Source organism: Rothia sp. HMSC065C03, assembly GCF_001837295.1.
GTDB lineage: Bacteria > Actinomycetota > Actinomycetes > Actinomycetales > Micrococcaceae > Rothia.
Genome location: NZ_KV831978.1, coordinates 563,509 through 580,267 on the forward strand (window position 1 = coordinate 563,509; position 16,759 = coordinate 580,267).

General features: G+C 60.3%; 14 protein-coding genes. 12 read left to right on the forward strand and 2 right to left on the reverse strand.

Translation table 11 applies throughout. The features are described 5' to 3' along the window. Positions 1-106 precede the first annotated feature (106 nt). The 5 genes from alr (at position 107) to tsaD (ending at position 4,673) form a co-directional block, all read left to right on the forward strand. Positions 107-1,420 (forward strand): alanine racemase, encoded by a 1,314-nt coding sequence (gene alr / locus HMPREF2605_RS02580; protein WP_070846827.1) that lies wholly within the window; start codon positions 107-109, stop codon positions 1,418-1,420. Continuing rightward, positions 1,420-2,025 (forward strand): tRNA (adenosine(37)-N6)-threonylcarbamoyltransferase complex ATPase subunit type 1 TsaE, encoded by a 606-nt coding sequence (gene tsaE / locus HMPREF2605_RS02585; RefSeq protein ID WP_070846828.1) that lies wholly within the window; start codon positions 1,420-1,422, stop codon positions 2,023-2,025. Before alr ends, tsaE begins: the two co-directional genes overlap by 1 nt. Positions 2,026-2,048: 23 nt before the next feature. Beyond that, complete coding sequence (tsaB, locus tag HMPREF2605_RS02590) at positions 2,049-2,909, forward strand: tRNA (adenosine(37)-N6)-threonylcarbamoyltransferase complex dimerization subunit type 1 TsaB (protein ID WP_049346430.1); 861 nt, start codon at positions 2,049-2,051, stop codon at positions 2,907-2,909. Then, on the forward strand, positions 2,910-3,428 hold the full coding sequence (rimI, locus tag HMPREF2605_RS02595; protein WP_070831730.1) for a ribosomal protein S18-alanine N-acetyltransferase: 519 nt from the start codon (positions 2,910-2,912) through the stop codon (positions 3,426-3,428). It abuts the gene before it with no gap. Between the two features lie 144 nt (positions 3,429-3,572). Further along, positions 3,573-4,673, forward strand: a complete 1,101-nt coding sequence (gene tsaD, locus HMPREF2605_RS02600) for a tRNA (adenosine(37)-N6)-threonylcarbamoyltransferase complex transferase subunit TsaD (RefSeq protein WP_070831728.1) — start codon at positions 3,573-3,575, stop codon at positions 4,671-4,673. A gap of 169 nt (positions 4,674-4,842) precedes the next feature. Here the strand turns inward: tsaD and HMPREF2605_RS02605 are convergent, their stop codons facing one another. Further along, on the reverse strand, positions 4,843-5,991 hold the full coding sequence (locus HMPREF2605_RS02605; protein WP_070691003.1) for a glutamate--cysteine ligase: 1,149 nt from the start codon (positions 5,989-5,991) through the stop codon (positions 4,843-4,845). A gap of 304 nt (positions 5,992-6,295) precedes the next feature. Continuing rightward, positions 6,296-7,771, reverse strand: coding sequence for a class I SAM-dependent methyltransferase (locus HMPREF2605_RS02610; RefSeq protein ID WP_070831725.1), 1,476 nt, complete (start codon positions 7,769-7,771; stop codon positions 6,296-6,298). 218 nt (positions 7,772-7,989) lie between these two features. Here HMPREF2605_RS02610 and groES point away from each other — a divergent pair, with 218 nt between their 5' ends. The 7 genes from groES to HMPREF2605_RS02640 all read left to right on the forward strand — a co-directional run bounded on the left by groES (position 7,990) and on the right by HMPREF2605_RS02640 (position 16,625). Beyond that, on the forward strand, positions 7,990-8,277 hold the full coding sequence (groES, locus tag HMPREF2605_RS02615) for a co-chaperone GroES (RefSeq protein ID WP_005505066.1): 288 nt from the start codon (positions 7,990-7,992) through the stop codon (positions 8,275-8,277). 102 nt (positions 8,278-8,379) lie between these two features. Then, entirely contained in the window at positions 8,380-9,966 is a 1,587-nt protein-coding gene (gene groL / locus HMPREF2605_RS02620) for a chaperonin GroEL (protein ID WP_049327584.1), read from the forward strand. A gap of 307 nt (positions 9,967-10,273) precedes the next feature. Next, complete coding sequence (gene guaB / locus HMPREF2605_RS02625) at positions 10,274-11,791, forward strand: IMP dehydrogenase (RefSeq protein ID WP_070690998.1); 1,518 nt, start codon at positions 10,274-10,276, stop codon at positions 11,789-11,791. Between the two features lie 146 nt (positions 11,792-11,937). Next, on the forward strand, positions 11,938-13,068 hold the full coding sequence (locus HMPREF2605_RS02630) for a GuaB3 family IMP dehydrogenase-related protein (RefSeq protein ID WP_070846829.1): 1,131 nt from the start codon (positions 11,938-11,940) through the stop codon (positions 13,066-13,068). 283 nt (positions 13,069-13,351) lie between these two features. Continuing rightward, positions 13,352-13,669 carry a lactococcin 972 family bacteriocin gene (locus HMPREF2605_RS09715; protein ID WP_083311161.1) on the forward strand — a complete coding sequence of 106 codons (318 nt, stop codon included), beginning with the start codon at positions 13,352-13,354 and terminating at the stop codon, positions 13,667-13,669. Positions 13,670-13,809: 140 nt separating this feature from the next. Beyond that, positions 13,810-15,954: a hypothetical protein gene (locus HMPREF2605_RS02635; RefSeq protein WP_070690992.1), complete on the forward strand. Its 2,145-nt coding sequence runs from the start codon at positions 13,810-13,812 to the stop codon at positions 15,952-15,954. Next, the gene (locus tag HMPREF2605_RS02640) at positions 15,954-16,625 is read left to right on the forward strand and encodes an ABC transporter ATP-binding protein (RefSeq protein WP_083311159.1); all 672 of its coding nucleotides are present in this window, start codon (positions 15,954-15,956) and stop codon (positions 16,623-16,625) included. The genes HMPREF2605_RS02635 and HMPREF2605_RS02640 overlap by 1 nt, the downstream gene beginning before the upstream one ends. Positions 16,626-16,759: the final 134 nt, after the last annotated feature.

Sequence of the window (16,759 nt, forward strand, 5' to 3'; positions counted from 1 at the left end):
TAGTGTAGCGCGACAGGACTTTCGCACAGCGGGAGGTCTAGAATTTAGTAGAAGAGAGGCTGCTCAAGCACAGCCTGTAGTACCCGCCCGTCAGAAACGAAGGACCATGACTCACCCTCAGCAGCCTGCCGAACCGCTTTACTGCCCGCCCTGCACTCCCGGCCAGGTGGAACGTAGCGCCACGATTGACCTTGACGCGCTGGAACATAACGTGCGCCGCCTCAAGGAACTCATTGGTGACCGCATGCTCATTGCCGTGATTAAGGCGGATGCGTACGGTCACGGCGCATACCCGGTGGCACGTTCAGCTATTGCTGCCGGTGCCGACCTGCTGGGCGTGGTGCACGTGAACGAGGCCCTGGAACTGCGTGCTGACGGTATTGACGCGCCGCTCATGGCGTGGCTGCACACCCCCTCCACCGACTTTGATGCGGCACTGCAGGAGAAGATTCGTCTGGGCGTTTCCGGCTGGGACCTGGAGGCGGTAGCCGCCGCCGCTGAACGCACCGGCGAGCGCGCTATCGTGCATCTGAAGGCTGATACCGGTCTGGGTCGTAACGGCGCCACCGCGGCGGATTGGCCTGCGCTGGTCGCTCGTGCCGCTTCTCTCGAGGAGTCCGGTCTGATTACGGTTGAAGGTATTTTTAGCCACCTGGCGGTTGCTGATGAGCCGACCCGCGCCGAGACTGCGCAGCAGCTCGACACCCTGGATACTTTTGTGGCTCAGGCTCGTGAGGCTGGCCTGGCCCCGAAGATCGTGCATTTGGCGAACTCGCCTGCGACCCTGACCGCCTCGCTGGAGGGCTGGGACACGGAGGAGCGTCTGCTCGGTGACGGCGTGCGTTGCGGTTTGGCTCTCTACGGTCTTTCCCCGCTGCCGGAGGTGACCGCTGAGGACCTGGGGTTGAGGCCCGTCATGACGGTGAGCAGCTACATTGCCGCCGTGAAGGAAGTTCCTGCAGGTCAGGGCGTTTCCTACGGTCTGCGCTACCACACTCCCAAAGCAACCACCCTGGCGCTGGTGCCGCTCGGCTACGCTGACGGCGTGCCGCGCATTGCGGAGAACGCGCCGGTGCGCATCTACCCGGGCGCGCAGAACGCGGAGAACGGCTCCGTGCCTAACAGTGCGGAAGGTAAGACCTACCGCGTGGTCGGCCGCATCGCCATGGACCAGATGGTCGTTGACCTGGGCGAACCCGGTCTGAGTGACCCCGCCCTGGGCTACCTGGGGGCGCCCGCCATCCTTTTTGGTGCCGGTGAGAACCCGCCCGTGGAAGAGTGGGCGGATGCCGCGCAGACCATTAACTACGAAATCGTGACCCGCATTTCGTCCCGCGTGGAGCGCCTCTATGTTGGCGGCTCCTGGGTTGAAGCTGAGCTGAACGAGCTGTGGGGTACCGGGCAGGAGCAGGAGGACTAATGAGCGCTGAGTACATTTCTGCCGCACTCGACCTGGATGTGACCGGCCCCGACCATACCCGCCGCCTGGCGCTCACCCTGGCGCAGCACCTGAACGCCGGGGACGTACTGTTGCTCTCGGGCGAGCTCGGTGCGGGCAAGACCACGTTCACCCGCTCCCTGGGTGAAGGCCTGGGCGTGCGCGAAGGCGTTATCTCACCGACCTTCGTGCTCTCGCGCGTGCACCCGAACCTGCCGGACGGCCCCCGCCCCGGCGGCCCCGACCTGGTGCACGTGGACGCCTACCGCCTCTCCAGCGCCGAAGAGCTCGACGACCTGGATCTGGAGTTCTCCTTGCCGCGCTCTGTGACCGTCATCGAGTGGGGCCGCGATAAGGCTGAACATCTGAGTGATTCGCGCCTGGAGCTGGACTTCACCCGCCTGACCGGCGCGGATGCACGCTTCGCCTACTCGGCTGTCGAAGAGTTCAGCTGGGACGACGAAGACGAGGACGAAAGCGACGAGGACGCGGACACCCCCGAACCTCGCCTGCTGCGGGTGCGCGCCTTCGGCCCCCGCTGGGAGCACGCTTTTGACGCCCTGAAAGAGGCCCTGCAGAGCGCCTAGAGCCCGCGCGTTAGAATGATAGGGTGCTAGTACTTGCCCTTGATTCATCCGCCACCGCATCTGTGGCGCTCGCCCGTGTGCACGGCTCCGAAGCCGGTGCGTCCTTCGAAATCCTCGCCCGCTACGAGAGTGAAGATACCCGCTCCCACGCCGAGGTGATGGGCCCCTACGCGCAGGCGGCCCTGCAGGACGCTGGCGTGCGCGGCGAAGATTTGGATGCGATTCTGACCGGTATCGGTCCGGGACCTTTTACGGGTCTTCGCGCCGGTATCGTTACTGCGCGCGCTCTGGGTTTTGCCTGGTCGGTGCCGGTGTACGGCATGATGAGCCTGACCGCCCTGGCTGAACGTGCTGTGTCTGGCGTGGTTGCCAGTGAAGCTGCCGGGGGCGCAGCTGGAGATACAGCCGGGGAAGAGAACGTAGAACGAGCGTTCGCCTCTGCTGAAAGTGCTGAGCTTGTAGAAGGTGCTGAGCTGCTCGTACTCTCCGACGCGCGCCGCCGCGAAGTCTACTCCGCCCGCTACCGCGTGAATGCCGAAGGCTACAGCCTGGTGGACGGCCCGAACGTATGCCCCGCCTCCGAAATTCTGCCCGGTGGGGCTCCCTCCTATGCCTACGGTTACGGTGCTGGCCTGTACGCCGAGGCCCTCGAAGAGCACGGCTGGACCATCGTTGATTCTGCCCGCGAGGTTCACCCCCACGCCGAGTACCTGGTTGCCGCCGCGGCACGCCTGGGCGTAGAGAACCTGAGCGAGGACACCTCCGCCCAGTACCTGCGCGACTCGGACGCAAAGGTCCCCGCCGCAATGCTCGCCCGCCAGCAGAAGCAGGCCGCGCAGTCCGCCGCACAGGCTGCGCAGACTGCCGCGCAGAAGGAGAGCTAAATGAGCGCTGCTGAAAACTCTGAAAATATCGTGCGAGACGACCTAGCTCTGGGCGCTCGCCTGCGCGTTGCCGAACTCGCGGACGTGCAGGCTATGCACCGCATGGAAACCACCCTGTTCCCCGCCGACGCCTGGCACATCGACATGTTCCTTGAGGAACTGACCCACCCGACCCGCACCTACTACATGCTGGAACTGCCCGCAGAAGGTTCGGAAGATAACGAAGGCGGCTGGCGCGCTATCGGCTACTGCGGAACCATGGTCGTAGCCGACACCGCCGACGTTCAAACCATCGGCGTGCTCCCCGAGTACGAGGGCCACGGCTTCGGTCGCGCCATGCTTGAGCAGATGCACGAGCGTGCCCGTGAGCTGGGTGCCGAGCGCATCCTGCTGGAGGTGCGTGCCGACAACCCGCGCGCCCAGCGTCTCTACGAACGCAACGGCTACCGTGCGATTCACGTACGCCGCGGCTACTACGATGACGGAACCGACGCCATCATTATGGAATGCACGTTCTAAATAATCCGTTGAACTAAACGGCAATCCCCGCGATAGAGGCGAGTATCCGCCACCCTCTACGCCGCTGCATCCCTATATCACTGCATCCTTCCATTACTGCAACTAGAAGCACTACGCGCAGACAGCGCAACAGAAAGATAGACTATGAGCACTCGCGAACCCCTCGTTCTGGGCATCGAATCCTCCTGCGATGAGACCGGTATCGGCATTGTGCGCGGTGCACAGCTGCTCAGCAACACCATCTCCTCCTCCATGGAAGAGCACGTGCGCTTTGGCGGCGTGATCCCCGAAATCGCCTCCCGCGCCCACCTGGACGCCATGATCCCCGCCCTCAAAGCGGCACTCGCCGAAGCGGACATCACCCTCGATCAGGTGGATGCTATTGCCGTCACCGCCGGCCCCGGCCTGGCGGGCGCACTCATGGTGGGTGTCTCCGCGGCGAAGGCGCTCGCTATTGCCACCGGCAAGCCCCTCTACGGCATTAACCACCTGGTCGCCCACGTTGGCGTTGGCCTGCTGGAGGATAACGGCACCGAGGACGGCTCCGACCTGCTGGCGAATGCCGGCTCGGGTGGCCTGGGTGCACTGTTGGTTTCTGGCGGTCACACCGAAATCCTGCAGGTGCGCGACATTACCTCCGATGTGCGTCTGCTCGGCGCGACCCTCGACGATGCCGCAGGCGAGGCTTACGACAAGGTCGCCCGACTGCTCGGCCTGGACTACCCGGGCGGCCCCGCGATTGACCGCGCCGCCGCTGAGGGTAACCGCAACGCCTTCGTGTTCCCGCGCGGCCTGTCGAACCGCAAGTTCATGGGCACCGTCGAGGAGCCCGGCGCGCACCGCTATGACTTCTCCTTCTCCGGTTTGAAGACCGCCGTGGCGCGCGTGATTGAAAGCTTTGAGGCCGCCGGTGAAGAGGTTCCGGTCGCCGATATTGCCGCGTCCTTCCAGGAGGCTGTCGTAGACGTTATCACCAAGAAGGCGATGCTCGCCTGCCGCGAGCAGGGCATGAAGACCCTGCTGCTCGGCGGTGGTGTGGCGGCTAATTCGCGTCTGCGTGAGCTGCTTGCCGCCCGGTGCGCCTCCGAGGGGGTACGCCTGATCATTCCGAAGTTCACCCTGTGCACCGACAACGGCGCGATGGTTGCGGCGCTGGGCGCCCGTCTGGTCGCCGCCGGTCGTGAACCCTCGGGCGTAGACTTTACGACGGACTCCTCGCTGCCGGTGACCACTGTCTGTTTCTAAGCGGGCTGCTTCTAAACGGGCTGTTCTAAACGGTCTGTTTCAGAAAGGCAGCGCGAGCGCGTTCCTGTGGCTCGCCTCGAAAATACTCATAGAAATGCCTCGGCACAGTCTCCCAAAGGACTGCGCCGAGGCATCTCTGTATTCAAACTTTAGCCGCGGGGGAACGGCGCTAACGCAGTGCCCGTGCGCGGGACTGCGCGGCAACATCCAGCGCCACCTCACGCAGAGAGCCGGTCTTCTCAAAGACCGCACGCTGACGATCCGCACCCGTACCCTCGGCGAGGATGCGGCGCACCTGAGCCAGCTCCACCTCGCAGTCAAGGTCGCGTGCCACCGGCTCCAGCTTGGGCAGAAGCAGTTCGAAATCTTCGCGCAGGGTGCGCTGTACCGGCTCGTTGGAGACTACGATCTTAGCCTCCAGGCCGTAGCGGGCTACGCGCCACTTATTCTCCTGCGCGTGCCAGGGGGCGAGCACTTCAATGCTTTCGCCCGCCTCAATGCGGCGGGAGAAGTACTCCACCAGGCACTGCGTGAACGCCACGATCGCGGCAACATCCGGCAGGGAGGCGAGGCCATCGCAGTAGCGCATCTCAATGGTGCCGTAGCGCGGAACCGGGCGCACATCCCAACGGTCCTCGCTGGGGTCGTTAATCACGTCGGTTGCCACGAGCGAATCGAGGTACTCGCTGTACTGCTCCCAAGTATCAAAGTGGAAGGGCAGGCCGTTCGTCGGCAGCTGCTGGTAGAGCTGGGTGCGGTGTGATGCGTACCCGGTGTCCACGCCATCCCAGTAGGGGGAAGAGCAGGAAAGCGCCAGCAGGTGCGGGCCGTAGTTGGTGAGCGCGTCAATAAGCGGCAGAACCTTATCGCGGGAGTCAACGCCCACGTGCACGTGCACGCCGTAAATGACCATGTGGCGGCCCCAGTACTGGGCACGCTCGACCACACGCTGGTAGCGTTCCTTCGCCACGACCGGCTGGTCAGCCCAGTGGGAGAAGGGGTGCGTGCCGGCGGGGTAGAACTCAATGCCCAGGTCATCGGTGATTTCACGGATGATGTCGGTCAGTTCCTGCAGCTGGCGGCATGCCTCGGCGACGGTGTGGCAGATGCCGGTCACCACTTCGATGGTGTTCTCCAGGAATTCGCCGGTCACGTGCGCGCGGTCGGAGGCGGGCTCGAGCAGTTCGGGGCGGCGCTCGCGCAGGATGGTTAGCACCTCGCCGGCGCGCTGGGTCAGTTCGCCGCTTTCACGGTCGATAAGTGCAATCTCCCATTCCACGCCGAGAGTGGACTGCGGGGAGGAAGCAAAGTCGATCATATGGCCTTTCCTGCGTCTGGAAATAGTGTCGTGCACAGTGCCGACTACGGAAGTTTGCTATCGGTGGGTTCGGCCCGGCAGGGTACTAGCTGGTGAGAGCCGGCTCCGCGGGGGAGTACCTCTACTGGGCCCCGTATCTTTATTAGGCCCGTATCTTCTCATTAGGCACTGTATCTAGTGTACGGTCTAGCGGTGCTCAGCGCCCTGTCGAGTGCAGAATCCGAAAACGGTACCGTAACGAATCGTCACGAACGGTAATCCAAACGTGCAGCCGGATGTGCGGGTTGGATGCGGGGCCTGAAAGCTAGAGCGGGCGCACGTGCCAGCCGATACGGCGCGAGTCCCTGCCCGAACCGATGCGGGTAAAGACCAGCGTTGCCGGACGGTAGGTAGGCTCCTGTGCACCCGAAGAAGAATTAGCATTCTTTTTCTGTTTTTTCTTAGAGGTCTTAGAACCTGCAGAACCCAGCAGGCGTGCACGCAACTGCTCCGGAACAATATCCACGCCACGCTTTTTAATCGTCAGCGCCGTAAAGCCCTGCTCACGCACCCAACGCTTCAGCTGCTTCTCCTGCAGGGGAATCTCCTCCAGCACCTCGTAGCAAGCAACCAGTGGATGCTCCACCGGCTTGGCAGAACACAGGTACGCCAGGTGCTCATCCAGCAGATGCGCACCAATACTCTGCGCAAACTCAGCGACCAGATGCGAGCGCACAATCGCCGGGGCAGGCTCCAGAAGGTATTCGCCCGGCTGCGGCAGGGATACCGGAACCTCCACGCTCTGCTGAGCCTCTGCTGCCGTGAGGGGGCTACGGAAGCTGACCGCCTCGTAGGGCGGTAGTAGGGCGCTGGTTTTCTTGGAGTCTTCGTTAGAGCTTTCGTTGGGGATTTCCTCGGGGCTTTCATCGAGGTCGGCTTCTTCAACGGGCAGCTCACGCACCGAAGTTGCGGTGCGAGCCACACCCTCCTGCGCCAGCGCGTTAAACCAGAGGACCAGTTCGGCGAGGGACCCCTCCGATTGAATCCACTCCGCCTCAACGCGCGGGTTGGGGTTTGCCTCCGACGCAATATATTCGGGCAAGGGGATGCCCTCATGCGGAAAACCGGGGCCCAACTTCACACCCATCGGCACACCCGTGCGCGCCAGATTCAGCACGAACGAGAACGGGGGAGAGAACGCCTCCGGATCAAAAAGACGCTCCGTCTGAGCCTTCTTGGTACCGCGTAGCTCGCGGCGTGCCGGGTCCATCCACACAATGCCCACCGGCTCACCGGCAGCATCCAGAAGCTCACCGTACACATAGTCGGTCACATCGCCCGAATACACGCGCGCCTGCGGGCAGAACTCAAGGTTCTTCGCCGCAAAAGAAGCCGTCAGCGGGTCCAACTCCACCGCAACCACGGCACCGCGATCCGCCGCATATACGGCAGAATCCGAGGCGATACCGCACCCCAAATCAGCCACCGTGCCGGCAACAGGGCGCAGACGCTGAGCGCGATAATGCGCAATCACCGGGCGGGTCGCCTGCTCCGCAGCCTCCTGAGTCAGCATGAGCGTGCGGGCGCGCTCGCCGAACTTGGCGCGCGCACGGGTACGAGCCTGCGCCAGCGAAATAATCTGTGCAGACTCCTCGGGGCTGAAACCGCGCGAACGCAAAGAGGTAACGGCGCTGAGCGTATCCGAGCCCAGCGGGTAGAGCTCGTCGGCTGCCGCGAGCGCTTCGGCGCTGAACGGAAGCTCAGCGGCGGGAGTAAAAGGGGATGTAGGCATGCTCCTCATTTTACGGGGTGCCGGTTTTGAGAGGTGAGGAGCCCGATTTGCCCAGCTTTTTGCTCGGCGTTCGCCTTGCGGTGAAACACCCCGGCAGAGCGCCGCTATTCTTGACCGAAAGCGCAGGTGAAATTAGAGTTGAGGTAGCACTCGAGACAGTACATTAGGCGCGCCACTGCGCCGCTGTCTCGCATCAAACGTCAATCCACAATCCGGAGGAACCGATTATGGCCATCAAGCCGCTGGAAGACCGCGTCGTTATCAAGATCGAACAGGCTGAGCAGACCACCGCATCCGGTCTGGTCATCCCCGAGACTGCGAAGGAAAAGCCGCAGGAAGCACGCGTCGTCGCCGTTGGCCCCGGCCGCGTGGATGAGAAGGGCAACCGCATCCCCGTTGACATCAAGGAAGGCGACGTTGTCGTGTTCTCCCGCTACGGTGGCACCGAGGTCAAGTACCAGGGCGAAGAGTACCTGATTCTCTCCGCACGCGACGTTCTGGCAATCGTCGACTAATACTTTCAGATGCTCATGCGCCGTACCGTTCACCCGGTGCGGCGCATGAGCTGTCATCTGCCCCTCATTTTCTTTCTGTGACGCACTAGGAGTAGCGAACACATGGCTAAGCAGCTTGAATTCAACGATGCCGCCCGCAAGTCCCTGCAGGCTGGCGTCGATAAGCTGGCAAACGCGGTCAAGGTAACCCTTGGCCCGCGCGGGCGCAATGTTGTGCTCGACAAGCAGTGGGGTGCACCCGTCATCACCAACGACGGCGTGTCCATCGCCCGCGAAATTGAACTGGACGACCCGTACGAGAACCTGGGCGCCCAGCTGGCGAAGGAAGTCGCCACCAAGACCAACGACGTAGCCGGTGACGGTACCACCACCGCAACCGTGCTCGCACAGGCACTGGTCAACGAGGGCCTGCGCAACGTCACCAGCGGTGCAGCACCCGCCGACGTCAAGCGCGGCATTGAGGCTGCTGTGGAGGCTGTCTCCGCACGCCTGCTCGAGAACGCACGCCCCGTGCAAGGCCCCGAGGTGGCGCACGTTGCCGCTATCTCCGCGCAGTCCGAGCAGATTGGTGAGCTGCTGGCTCGCGCCTTCGAGAAGGTCGGCCAGGACGGCGTCATCACCATCGAAGACGGCTCCTCCACCGAGATTGAGCTGGACATCACCGAAGGTATGCAGTTCGACAAGGGCTACCTCTCGCCCTCCTTCGTGACCGACGCTGAGCGCGGCGAAGCAGTGCTGGAGAACAGCCTCGTGCTGCTCTACCAGGGCAAGATTTCCACCATCGCAGAGATCATGCCCGTGCTCGAGAAGATCGTTCAGGCGAAGAAGCCGCTGACCATCATCGCTGAAGACGTTGACGGCGAGGCGCTCTCCGCACTGGTCGTGAACAAGCTGCGCGGCACCATCAACGTGGTGGCTCTGAAGGCTCCCGGTTTCGGTGACCGCCGCAAGGCAATCATGCAGGACCTGGCAATCCTGACCGGCGGTACCGTCGTGACTGGCGAGCTCGGCATTGACCTGCCGCAGGTCACCCTGGAGCACCTGGGTTCGGCACGCCGCGTGACCGTCACCAAGTCCCACACCACTATTGTGGACGGCGGCGGCGACCCCGAGGCAATCGAGGACCGCGTGCAGCAGCTTCGCCGCGAAATTGAGCGCGTGGATTCCGAATGGGACCGCGAGAAGCTCAAGGAGCGCCTGGCTAAGCTTGCCGGCGGCGTGGGCGTTATCAAGGTCGGTGCCGCAACCGAGGTTGAGGCCAAGGAGCGCAAGCACCGCATCGAGGATGCTGTGTCCTCCACCCGTGCAGCTCTGGAAGAGGGCATCGTCTCCGGCGGCGGTTCCGCACTGGTTCACGCGCTGAAGGCACTGGACGGTATGGACCTGGGTAACCACGACGCAAACGTGGGTGTGCAGATTGTCCGCCGCGCCCTGGTTCAGCCGCTGCGCTGGATCGCTGAGAATGCTGGCGAGGACGGCTACGTCATCGTCTCCAAGGTCTCCGAGCTGCCCGTGGGTCACGGCTTCAACGCCAAGACCGGCGAGTACGTGGACCTCATCGAAGCCGGCGTGATCGACCCGGTGAAGGTGACCCGTTCGGCTCTGCAGAACGCTTCCTCCATCGCGGCTCTGGTGCTGACCACCGAGACCCTGGTGGTTGAGAAGCCCGAAGAAACTGAAGAAGACTAAATAGTGTGTGTGCCCGGTGCCGCCCCTCCACTATGGAGGCGGTACCGGGCACTCGCTGTCGGTAGGCTCGGATGCGCTCGCGTTCGTGGGGTGCTAGAACCTGCCGGCTGCCTCCCGCTGAGGGGTGCTTGCTATGAGTGCTTCTCAGCAAAGAAACCTTTAGCGGTTTACTATAGAAGGTAAGCTGTTCCCGTTTGCGCTCGAATCACCTTGTGGGGTGCGAGCAGACGGGTCGTATCGCATCTTGACATACGCAACGTATAGGCTGAGCTTCTCACCGATGAAGCCAGCATCCGAAAGGTAGACAATGACCATTCCCACCGCTCTGTCCGAGGATCCCTTCGGCTTCACCGGCCTGACCTACGATGACGTGCTGCTGCTGCCCGGCAACACCGACGTCATCCCCTCCGATGCGGACACCTCCACCCGCCTGTCCAAGCGCATCACCCTGAACACCCCCATTATTTCCGCGGCAATGGACACCGTGACCGACTCCGCTATGGCAATCGCTATGGCACGTCTGGGCGGTATGGGCGTTATCCACCGCAACCTCTCCATCGAGGACCAGGCTGCACACGTGGACCGCGTGAAGCGCTCCGAGTCCGGCATGATTATCAACCCCGTCACCATCGGTGCTGACGCAACCATCGCCGAATACGACGAGGTCTGCGGCTACTACAAGGTCTCCGGTCTGCCCGTCGTCAGCGAAGAGGGCGTGCTGGAAGGTATCATCACCAACCGCGATATCCGCTACATCTCCCGCTCCGACTACGAGGGCATTCGCGTCCGCGACATCATGACCCCCATGCCGCTGGTCACCGCGCACCCCGGCGTCACCAAGGACGAAGCATTCGCGCTGCTGTCCCACAACAAGATTGAGCGTCTGCCCCTGGTCGACGACGCAGGTAAGCTCGCCGGTCTGATTACCCTGAAGGACTTCGTCAAGACCGAGCAGTACCCCCGCGCCACCAAGGACGAGGACGGCCGTCTGCGTGCCGGCGCTGCTATCGGCTTCTTCGGTGACGGCTACGAGCGTGCAATGACCCTGGTCGAGGCAGGCGTCGACGCACTGTTCGTGGACACCGCAAACGGCCACTCCCAGGGCGTGCTCGACATGATTGCCCGCCTGAAGAAGGACCCCGCCGCAGCACACGTGGACGTCATCGGTGGCCAAGCTGCAACCCGCCTGGGCGCACAGGCAATCATTGACGCTGGCGCTGACGGCGTGAAGGTCGGCGTTGGTCCCGGCTCCATCTGCACCACCCGCATTATCGCCGGTGTTGGTGTTCCCCAGGTGACCGCTATCAACGAGTCCGCTAAGGCAGCAATCCCGGCAGGCGTGCCGCTGATTGCTGACGGCGGTATGCAGCACTCCGGCGAGATTGGTAAGGCACTGGTTGCTGGCGCTGACTCCGTGATGCTCGGCTCCCTGCTGGCCGGTACCACCGAGTCTCCCGGTGAGCTGATCTTCATGAACGGTAAGCAGTACAAGGCATACCGCGGCATGGGTTCGCTCGGCGCAATGCAGACCCGCGGCCGTCACAAGTCCTTCTCCAAGGACCGTTACTTCCAGGCTGACGTCTCCAGCGAAGAGAAGCTGATTCCCGAGGGTATTGAGGGTCAGGTTCCCTTCCGCGGCCCGCTCTCCGCAGTGATTCACCAGCTCGAAGGCGGCCTGCGCCAGACCATGTTCTACGTCGGTTCCCGCACCATCGAGGAGCTCAAGTACAAGGGTCAGTTCGTGCGCATCACCCCCGCAGGTCTGAAGGAATCGCACCCGCACGACATCATGATGACCGTTGAGGCACCGAACTACCGCCGCTAAAACGCATCACTAACGATGATTCGCCGCATGGCGTGCACACCATGCGCCGTTGAGCCCGCCCCATACCCGCTCGGGTATCGGGGCGGGCATCGGCGCGAATAACGCCCAGCGGCACCCCTCAAACCGAATTCGAAAGGATTCACCCCATGTCTGAAATTCAGATTGGCCTCTCCAAGAACGCCCGCCCCACCTACTCCCTGGACGACGTGGCGCTGGTGCCCACCCGCCGTACCCGCGACCGCCGCGACGTCGACACCTCCTGGCAGATTGATGCCTTCAAGTTTGACACCCCCATCATTGGTGCGCCCATGGACTCGGTCATGTCCCCGGCGACCGCCATCGCACTGGGCAAGCTGGGCGGCCTGGGCGTGCTGAACCTCGAGGGCCTGTGGACCCGCTACGAGGATCCGCAGCCGCTGCTCGACGAGATTGTTGAGCTGCCCGAGGCGGACCCCGCCTCCGCAACCACCCGCATGCAGCAGATTTACTCCGAGCCGATTAAGCCGGAACTGATCACTGCACGCTTGGAAGAGATCCGTGACTCCGGCGTGGTCGTTGCAGGCTCCCTGAGCCCGCAGAACACCCAGGAGCACTACGAGACCGTAGTGAAGGCGGGCGTTGAGCTGTTCGTCATCCGCGGTGCGTCCGTCTCTGCTGAGCACATTTCCACCTCGCACGAGCCGCTGAACCTGAAGAAGTTCATCTACGAGCTCGACGTTCCGGTCATCGTTGGTGGCGTTGCTGGCTACTCGCAGGCTAAGCACCTGATGCGTACCGGCGCAGCCGGCGTGCTGGTGGGCTTCGGCGGCGGCTCCGCGCAGACCACCCGCCAGGGCCTGGGCATCTCCGCACCGATGGCAACCGCTATCGCCGACGTCGCCGCTGCACGTTCGGACTACCTGGACGAGTCCGGTGGCCGCTACGTACACGTGATTGCTGACGGCTCCCTGGGCCGCTCCGGCGACATGGTGAAGGCGCTCGCACTGGGTGCTGACGCCGTGATGCTGGGTGCTCCGCTGGCTCGCGCCTCCGAGGCACCGGGCCAGGGCCTGTACTGGGGTAACGAGGCGCACTCGCTGGACTTCCCGCGCGGCGTGCGCACTCCGCTGGGTGTTGTTGGATCCCTGGAGGAAGTCCTGTACGGTCCTTCGCACCACGTGGACGGCACCAGCAACATTGTCGGTGCGCTCAAGCGCGCAATGGCTAACTGCGGTTACCTGGACCTGAAGAAGTTCCAGAAGGCTGACCTGACCGTGGTTCCTGCGTACCGCGGCTAATGTAGCTTCATGAATCACCGCCCGGTGGTTGGTGGGTTTATCCCTCCGACTACCGGGCGGTATTGTTTTGACGTGCTCTTTTAGGTAGGGGTTGAGTCACTGTCTTTGGGAGAATGGAATTTATGCCATGTTGTGAAACTTTCTCATTTTATAGTGACTGGGATTATATTTTCACTGTAGTGTATCTAATAAGGATATGGCTAAGGTCTATATTCTTTGAAAGAACTTCTGCAAAACTGCAAGTTCAATACCATATGGATATACCTATCGAAGGAGATTAGAAATGGGTATCTTCGCTCCCCCTGTTAAGAAGGTTCTTGCTGCTGCCGCGTTGAGCGTGACGGCCCTGACTGCCGTTCCTGCCGCAACTGTCCCGGCTGCGGCGACTGTTGTTGAGGTGCATGGTGGTACTTGGGACTATGGTTCGTCTATCTGGGGTGTGTGGTCTCGTTATTACCACAAAGAAGCACGGCATAGTGCAACCGTTTGGGGAAGTAACTGGGTTTACTCCGGATGTAAGAAGCCCTTTACCACTGCTAGGGCTTCGTCTGGTCATTCTTGGGACCACACTAACGAGGCTTACTATAACAACCATTGTTAGAGATGAGCGCGTTGGATGTTCTATAGCGTATTAGCAATATGGCCCTGCAAATGATGCAGGAAGCTAATATACAAAATATTTGGCGGGCCGTCTGAGTGAATCTATCAGGCGGTCCGCCCATATGACAGAAATGAATCCCCATGCTTAAGTGCCGATTCCGATTTGGCCGGTATGTATCGGCCCTCACCTCAGTTTATCTATGGGCGGCCCTCGCCTCCATTGTGTTCCCTTTCTTCATGCTTCTGAGTATCAACTCGGAGATGTCTCTTGGGCATACCCGTAACCTCCAGATTCCTTCAATCAGCGAAGGCGTAGATACTCGCAAATTTCTAGAGGATATGTGTCAGGAAGCGGAGAAGAACAGTATCGCTATAGCTCGTCGCACCCTTGATGTGTCAGATACTCGGCACGGTATCGTACTCGAATTCTGTGGTGCCGAAAATACTGTACGTGGGTGGGAACAAACAGGATACCCTTCCTATACCCCTGAAGACCGCGTTGAGGTCAAAAGGCTTAATCCGGGCAAGGTTGCAGAAGCGCGAGGTCTCTACAACCTTTATGGCGGTAGTGAGCAACAACGCGCCCAGCTACTCGCTACCCTGCGTGAAAATGGTGCGCATACAACGGAATACGATGTTCTCAATCTCCGAAGTATTGCAGGGTACTACATGGGAACCTCAGGCGGGTATGCCTTTATTGCAACATGCCTAGCCCTTAGTACGGCTCTGATTGGTGCCATATTCCGGCAGACGAAAAAAAGCGCGCGCCTGCGTCTGCATGGGGCATCCTTAAACCGTGTCTACGGTGCACAGCTGCTAGAGTCGGGGCCTGCTATTCTTTGTGGAATTCTGGGCCTCTATGCCCTTTTCTATACATTCCTCGCCCTGTACAATTCGTGGGCTTTTGCAGCTTTGACGCTGAAAGTTCAGCTTATCCTGTTGTGCTGGATGTTGGGCCTTATGCTTCTGCTGCATTATGTGGCTTGTGCACTTACTGTAGCTATACCTATTGGACAAGCCCTTAAAGGAAAGGTACCTACGCGTATTACCTATGCGGCTAGCTGGGCGTGCCGCTCTTTGGCGCTCATTCTTGTTGTTGCTACTCTAATCACTTTGGCTTACACGACTCAGCAAGTTCATGCACTCAATCAAGCCCGCCCCGCGGTGCTTCAGGGTAACGGATATAGTGTGTCCTTTAATGGTTTCCGGTATAAGACTAGTGACATCCAGAACCTTCAGGGCTGGAGTAAAGAACAAGTAGAATCTGATAACGTCATCCTCGCTAGTGCGGAGAACCCTGTCTATACATCCCCTGAATCGATTGAAGCTTATAGAGCCGGAAAGGATGAATCAGCCTCTCTGAAATCTGATCAGAGCTTGGGTCGTACCTTTCTGTACGTGAATCGTGAATACCTGGATAGTAATCCTGAATCCCTGCCAGCAGGTTTACCTCCTCTTGAAGACCTGGAAGGTCGTAGTGGTCTTAGCGTCTACTATCCCCAGGAATTGGAAAAGCACACTGATGATATAAGGCGCCTTGCTTCTAGTACTTTTGACTCGGCTGATAGCTCTTCTTCCTCGAATAATTTAGAAGCTTCACGTGCTGAGCTTTCGGAGTTGAGGGCATATGAGTCTGTAACGAGGTCCTATACATATGGTGACGGTACTAAAGCGAACTACTTTGTGCAGAACCCCATCATTGTGTATGTCCCGAAAACTGTGCTGACTGACAGAATGGAGATGCTCGTTGCCGCCTTCAGTCAGAACGGGGCATTTATTAAGGACCGGCAGAAAGCTCTTGAATCTCTGAAGGGTAGTGCAGCTCGAAGCTACGTAGGTGAAATTCTGCCGGTGAGCGAAAAATATTTTAGTCTCACAAGCAGGATGCAGAGCGAACAACGCATTAGCTTGTATGCGCTCATCATCCTTTCCGTTTTGTGTCTTGTGACCCTTCTGGAGTACGCACGTGTGTACTGCGCAGAACATCAGCAGCGTATCGCTCGTTCCTTTACCTACGGTATGCATCCGACCCGGACTTTCCGTGGGGTTCTCATTGGGGAGGCGGTTTTGACGATTCTTGTCATTAGCTATGGGGTCCTCCAACTAACGAGTTTGGCCCACGAGCAGTATCTCAATGCTGGGGCTGAGACTGCATCTGTTATTGCAGTACTGGCAACGGTACTCTTCACATCCACTGTTATTGTGTCGATTGGTATGAGTTTATGGGCCTTTGGCAGAGGCTACCGAGTTACTGTTGCCAATCATGCGCGAAAGGAAATGTACTGATGACGTCCATCTTAAAAACAGAAAATCTGCTGGCCGTAAGCGGGGGGTCTGTGCGTATTGCAGGACATCCTATTTTTGCTGATGTCCATATTGCCGTAGCTCCAGGACAGATGCTAGCCCTAACTGGTGCCTCAGGAAGTGGCAAGACCACTCTCCTTAACTGTCTAGGGACCCTGACCGACTTTACTGAAGGGGAATATACCTTCCAAGGAACAATGTTGAGCGGCTCATCATCGCGAACCCGCCGTCATTTCCGCCGTGATAGTCTAGGATATCTCTTCCAGAACTATGCCCTGGTAGAAGGGGAGAGTGTTGAAAAGAACGTCCTCGGACCGCTCGCGGTTATGCCGCGTTCGCAGCGTCCGAGCCGCAAAGAGCTAGAGTCCGTCCTCGCCCGGGTCGGTTTGTCTGGGCGAGAGAAGTCTCTTATCTACCAACTCTCGGGTGGTGAGCAGCAGCGCGTGGCGCTTGCTGGGCTTATGTTGAAGCAGCCATCCCTGATTCTGGCAGATGAGCCGACCGGCGCGCTGGACGCCGAGAACGAGGCGCAGGTACTTGATATTCTGCGGGAGCTGGTGAACGCCGGGGCCTGTGCCATTATTGCTACGCACAGCGATGCGGTGGCTGACTTCTGCGACCGGCGTATTGATATGTCTCAGTTCAAGGGATAAACGAAGAGAATTGTTTTTATAATGTACCGCCTGGCTATGGAGACGTTAACTCCGTTGCCGGGCGGTGCTTTCTTATATCGCTGTCTTGATGCGGTGGAATGACCGGCAAAGTGCGGAATAGTTCCCGCGCCGCG

What these genes read in the sequence shown, in the direction of transcription:
- HMPREF2605_RS02605 (WP_070691003.1), bottom strand. Translation starts at nt 5,991, where the DNA reads ATGATCGACTTTGCTTCCTCCCCGCAGTCCACTCTCGGCGTGGAATGG.
- tsaD (WP_070831728.1), top strand. Translation starts at nt 3,573, where the DNA reads ATGAGCACTCGCGAACCCCTCGTTCTGGGCATCGAATCCTCCTGCGAT.
- groL (WP_049327584.1), top strand. Translation starts at nt 8,380, where the DNA reads ATGGCTAAGCAGCTTGAATTCAACGATGCCGCCCGCAAGTCCCTGCAG.
- rimI (WP_070831730.1), top strand. Translation starts at nt 2,910, where the DNA reads ATGAGCGCTGCTGAAAACTCTGAAAATATCGTGCGAGACGACCTAGCT.
- HMPREF2605_RS02630 (WP_070846829.1), top strand. Translation starts at nt 11,938, where the DNA reads ATGTCTGAAATTCAGATTGGCCTCTCCAAGAACGCCCGCCCCACCTAC.
- groES (WP_005505066.1), top strand. Translation starts at nt 7,990, where the DNA reads ATGGCCATCAAGCCGCTGGAAGACCGCGTCGTTATCAAGATCGAACAG.
- HMPREF2605_RS09715 (WP_083311161.1), top strand. Translation starts at nt 13,352, where the DNA reads ATGGGTATCTTCGCTCCCCCTGTTAAGAAGGTTCTTGCTGCTGCCGCG.
- HMPREF2605_RS02635 (WP_070690992.1), top strand. Translation starts at nt 13,810, where the DNA reads ATGCTTAAGTGCCGATTCCGATTTGGCCGGTATGTATCGGCCCTCACC.
- tsaE (WP_070846828.1), top strand. Translation starts at nt 1,420, where the DNA reads ATGAGCGCTGAGTACATTTCTGCCGCACTCGACCTGGATGTGACCGGC.
- HMPREF2605_RS02610 (WP_070831725.1), bottom strand. Translation starts at nt 7,771, where the DNA reads ATGAGGAGCATGCCTACATCCCCTTTTACTCCCGCCGCTGAGCTTCCG.
- HMPREF2605_RS02640 (WP_083311159.1), top strand. Translation starts at nt 15,954, where the DNA reads ATGACGTCCATCTTAAAAACAGAAAATCTGCTGGCCGTAAGCGGGGGG.
- alr (WP_070846827.1), top strand. Translation starts at nt 107, where the DNA reads ATGACTCACCCTCAGCAGCCTGCCGAACCGCTTTACTGCCCGCCCTGC.
- guaB (WP_070690998.1), top strand. Translation starts at nt 10,274, where the DNA reads ATGACCATTCCCACCGCTCTGTCCGAGGATCCCTTCGGCTTCACCGGC.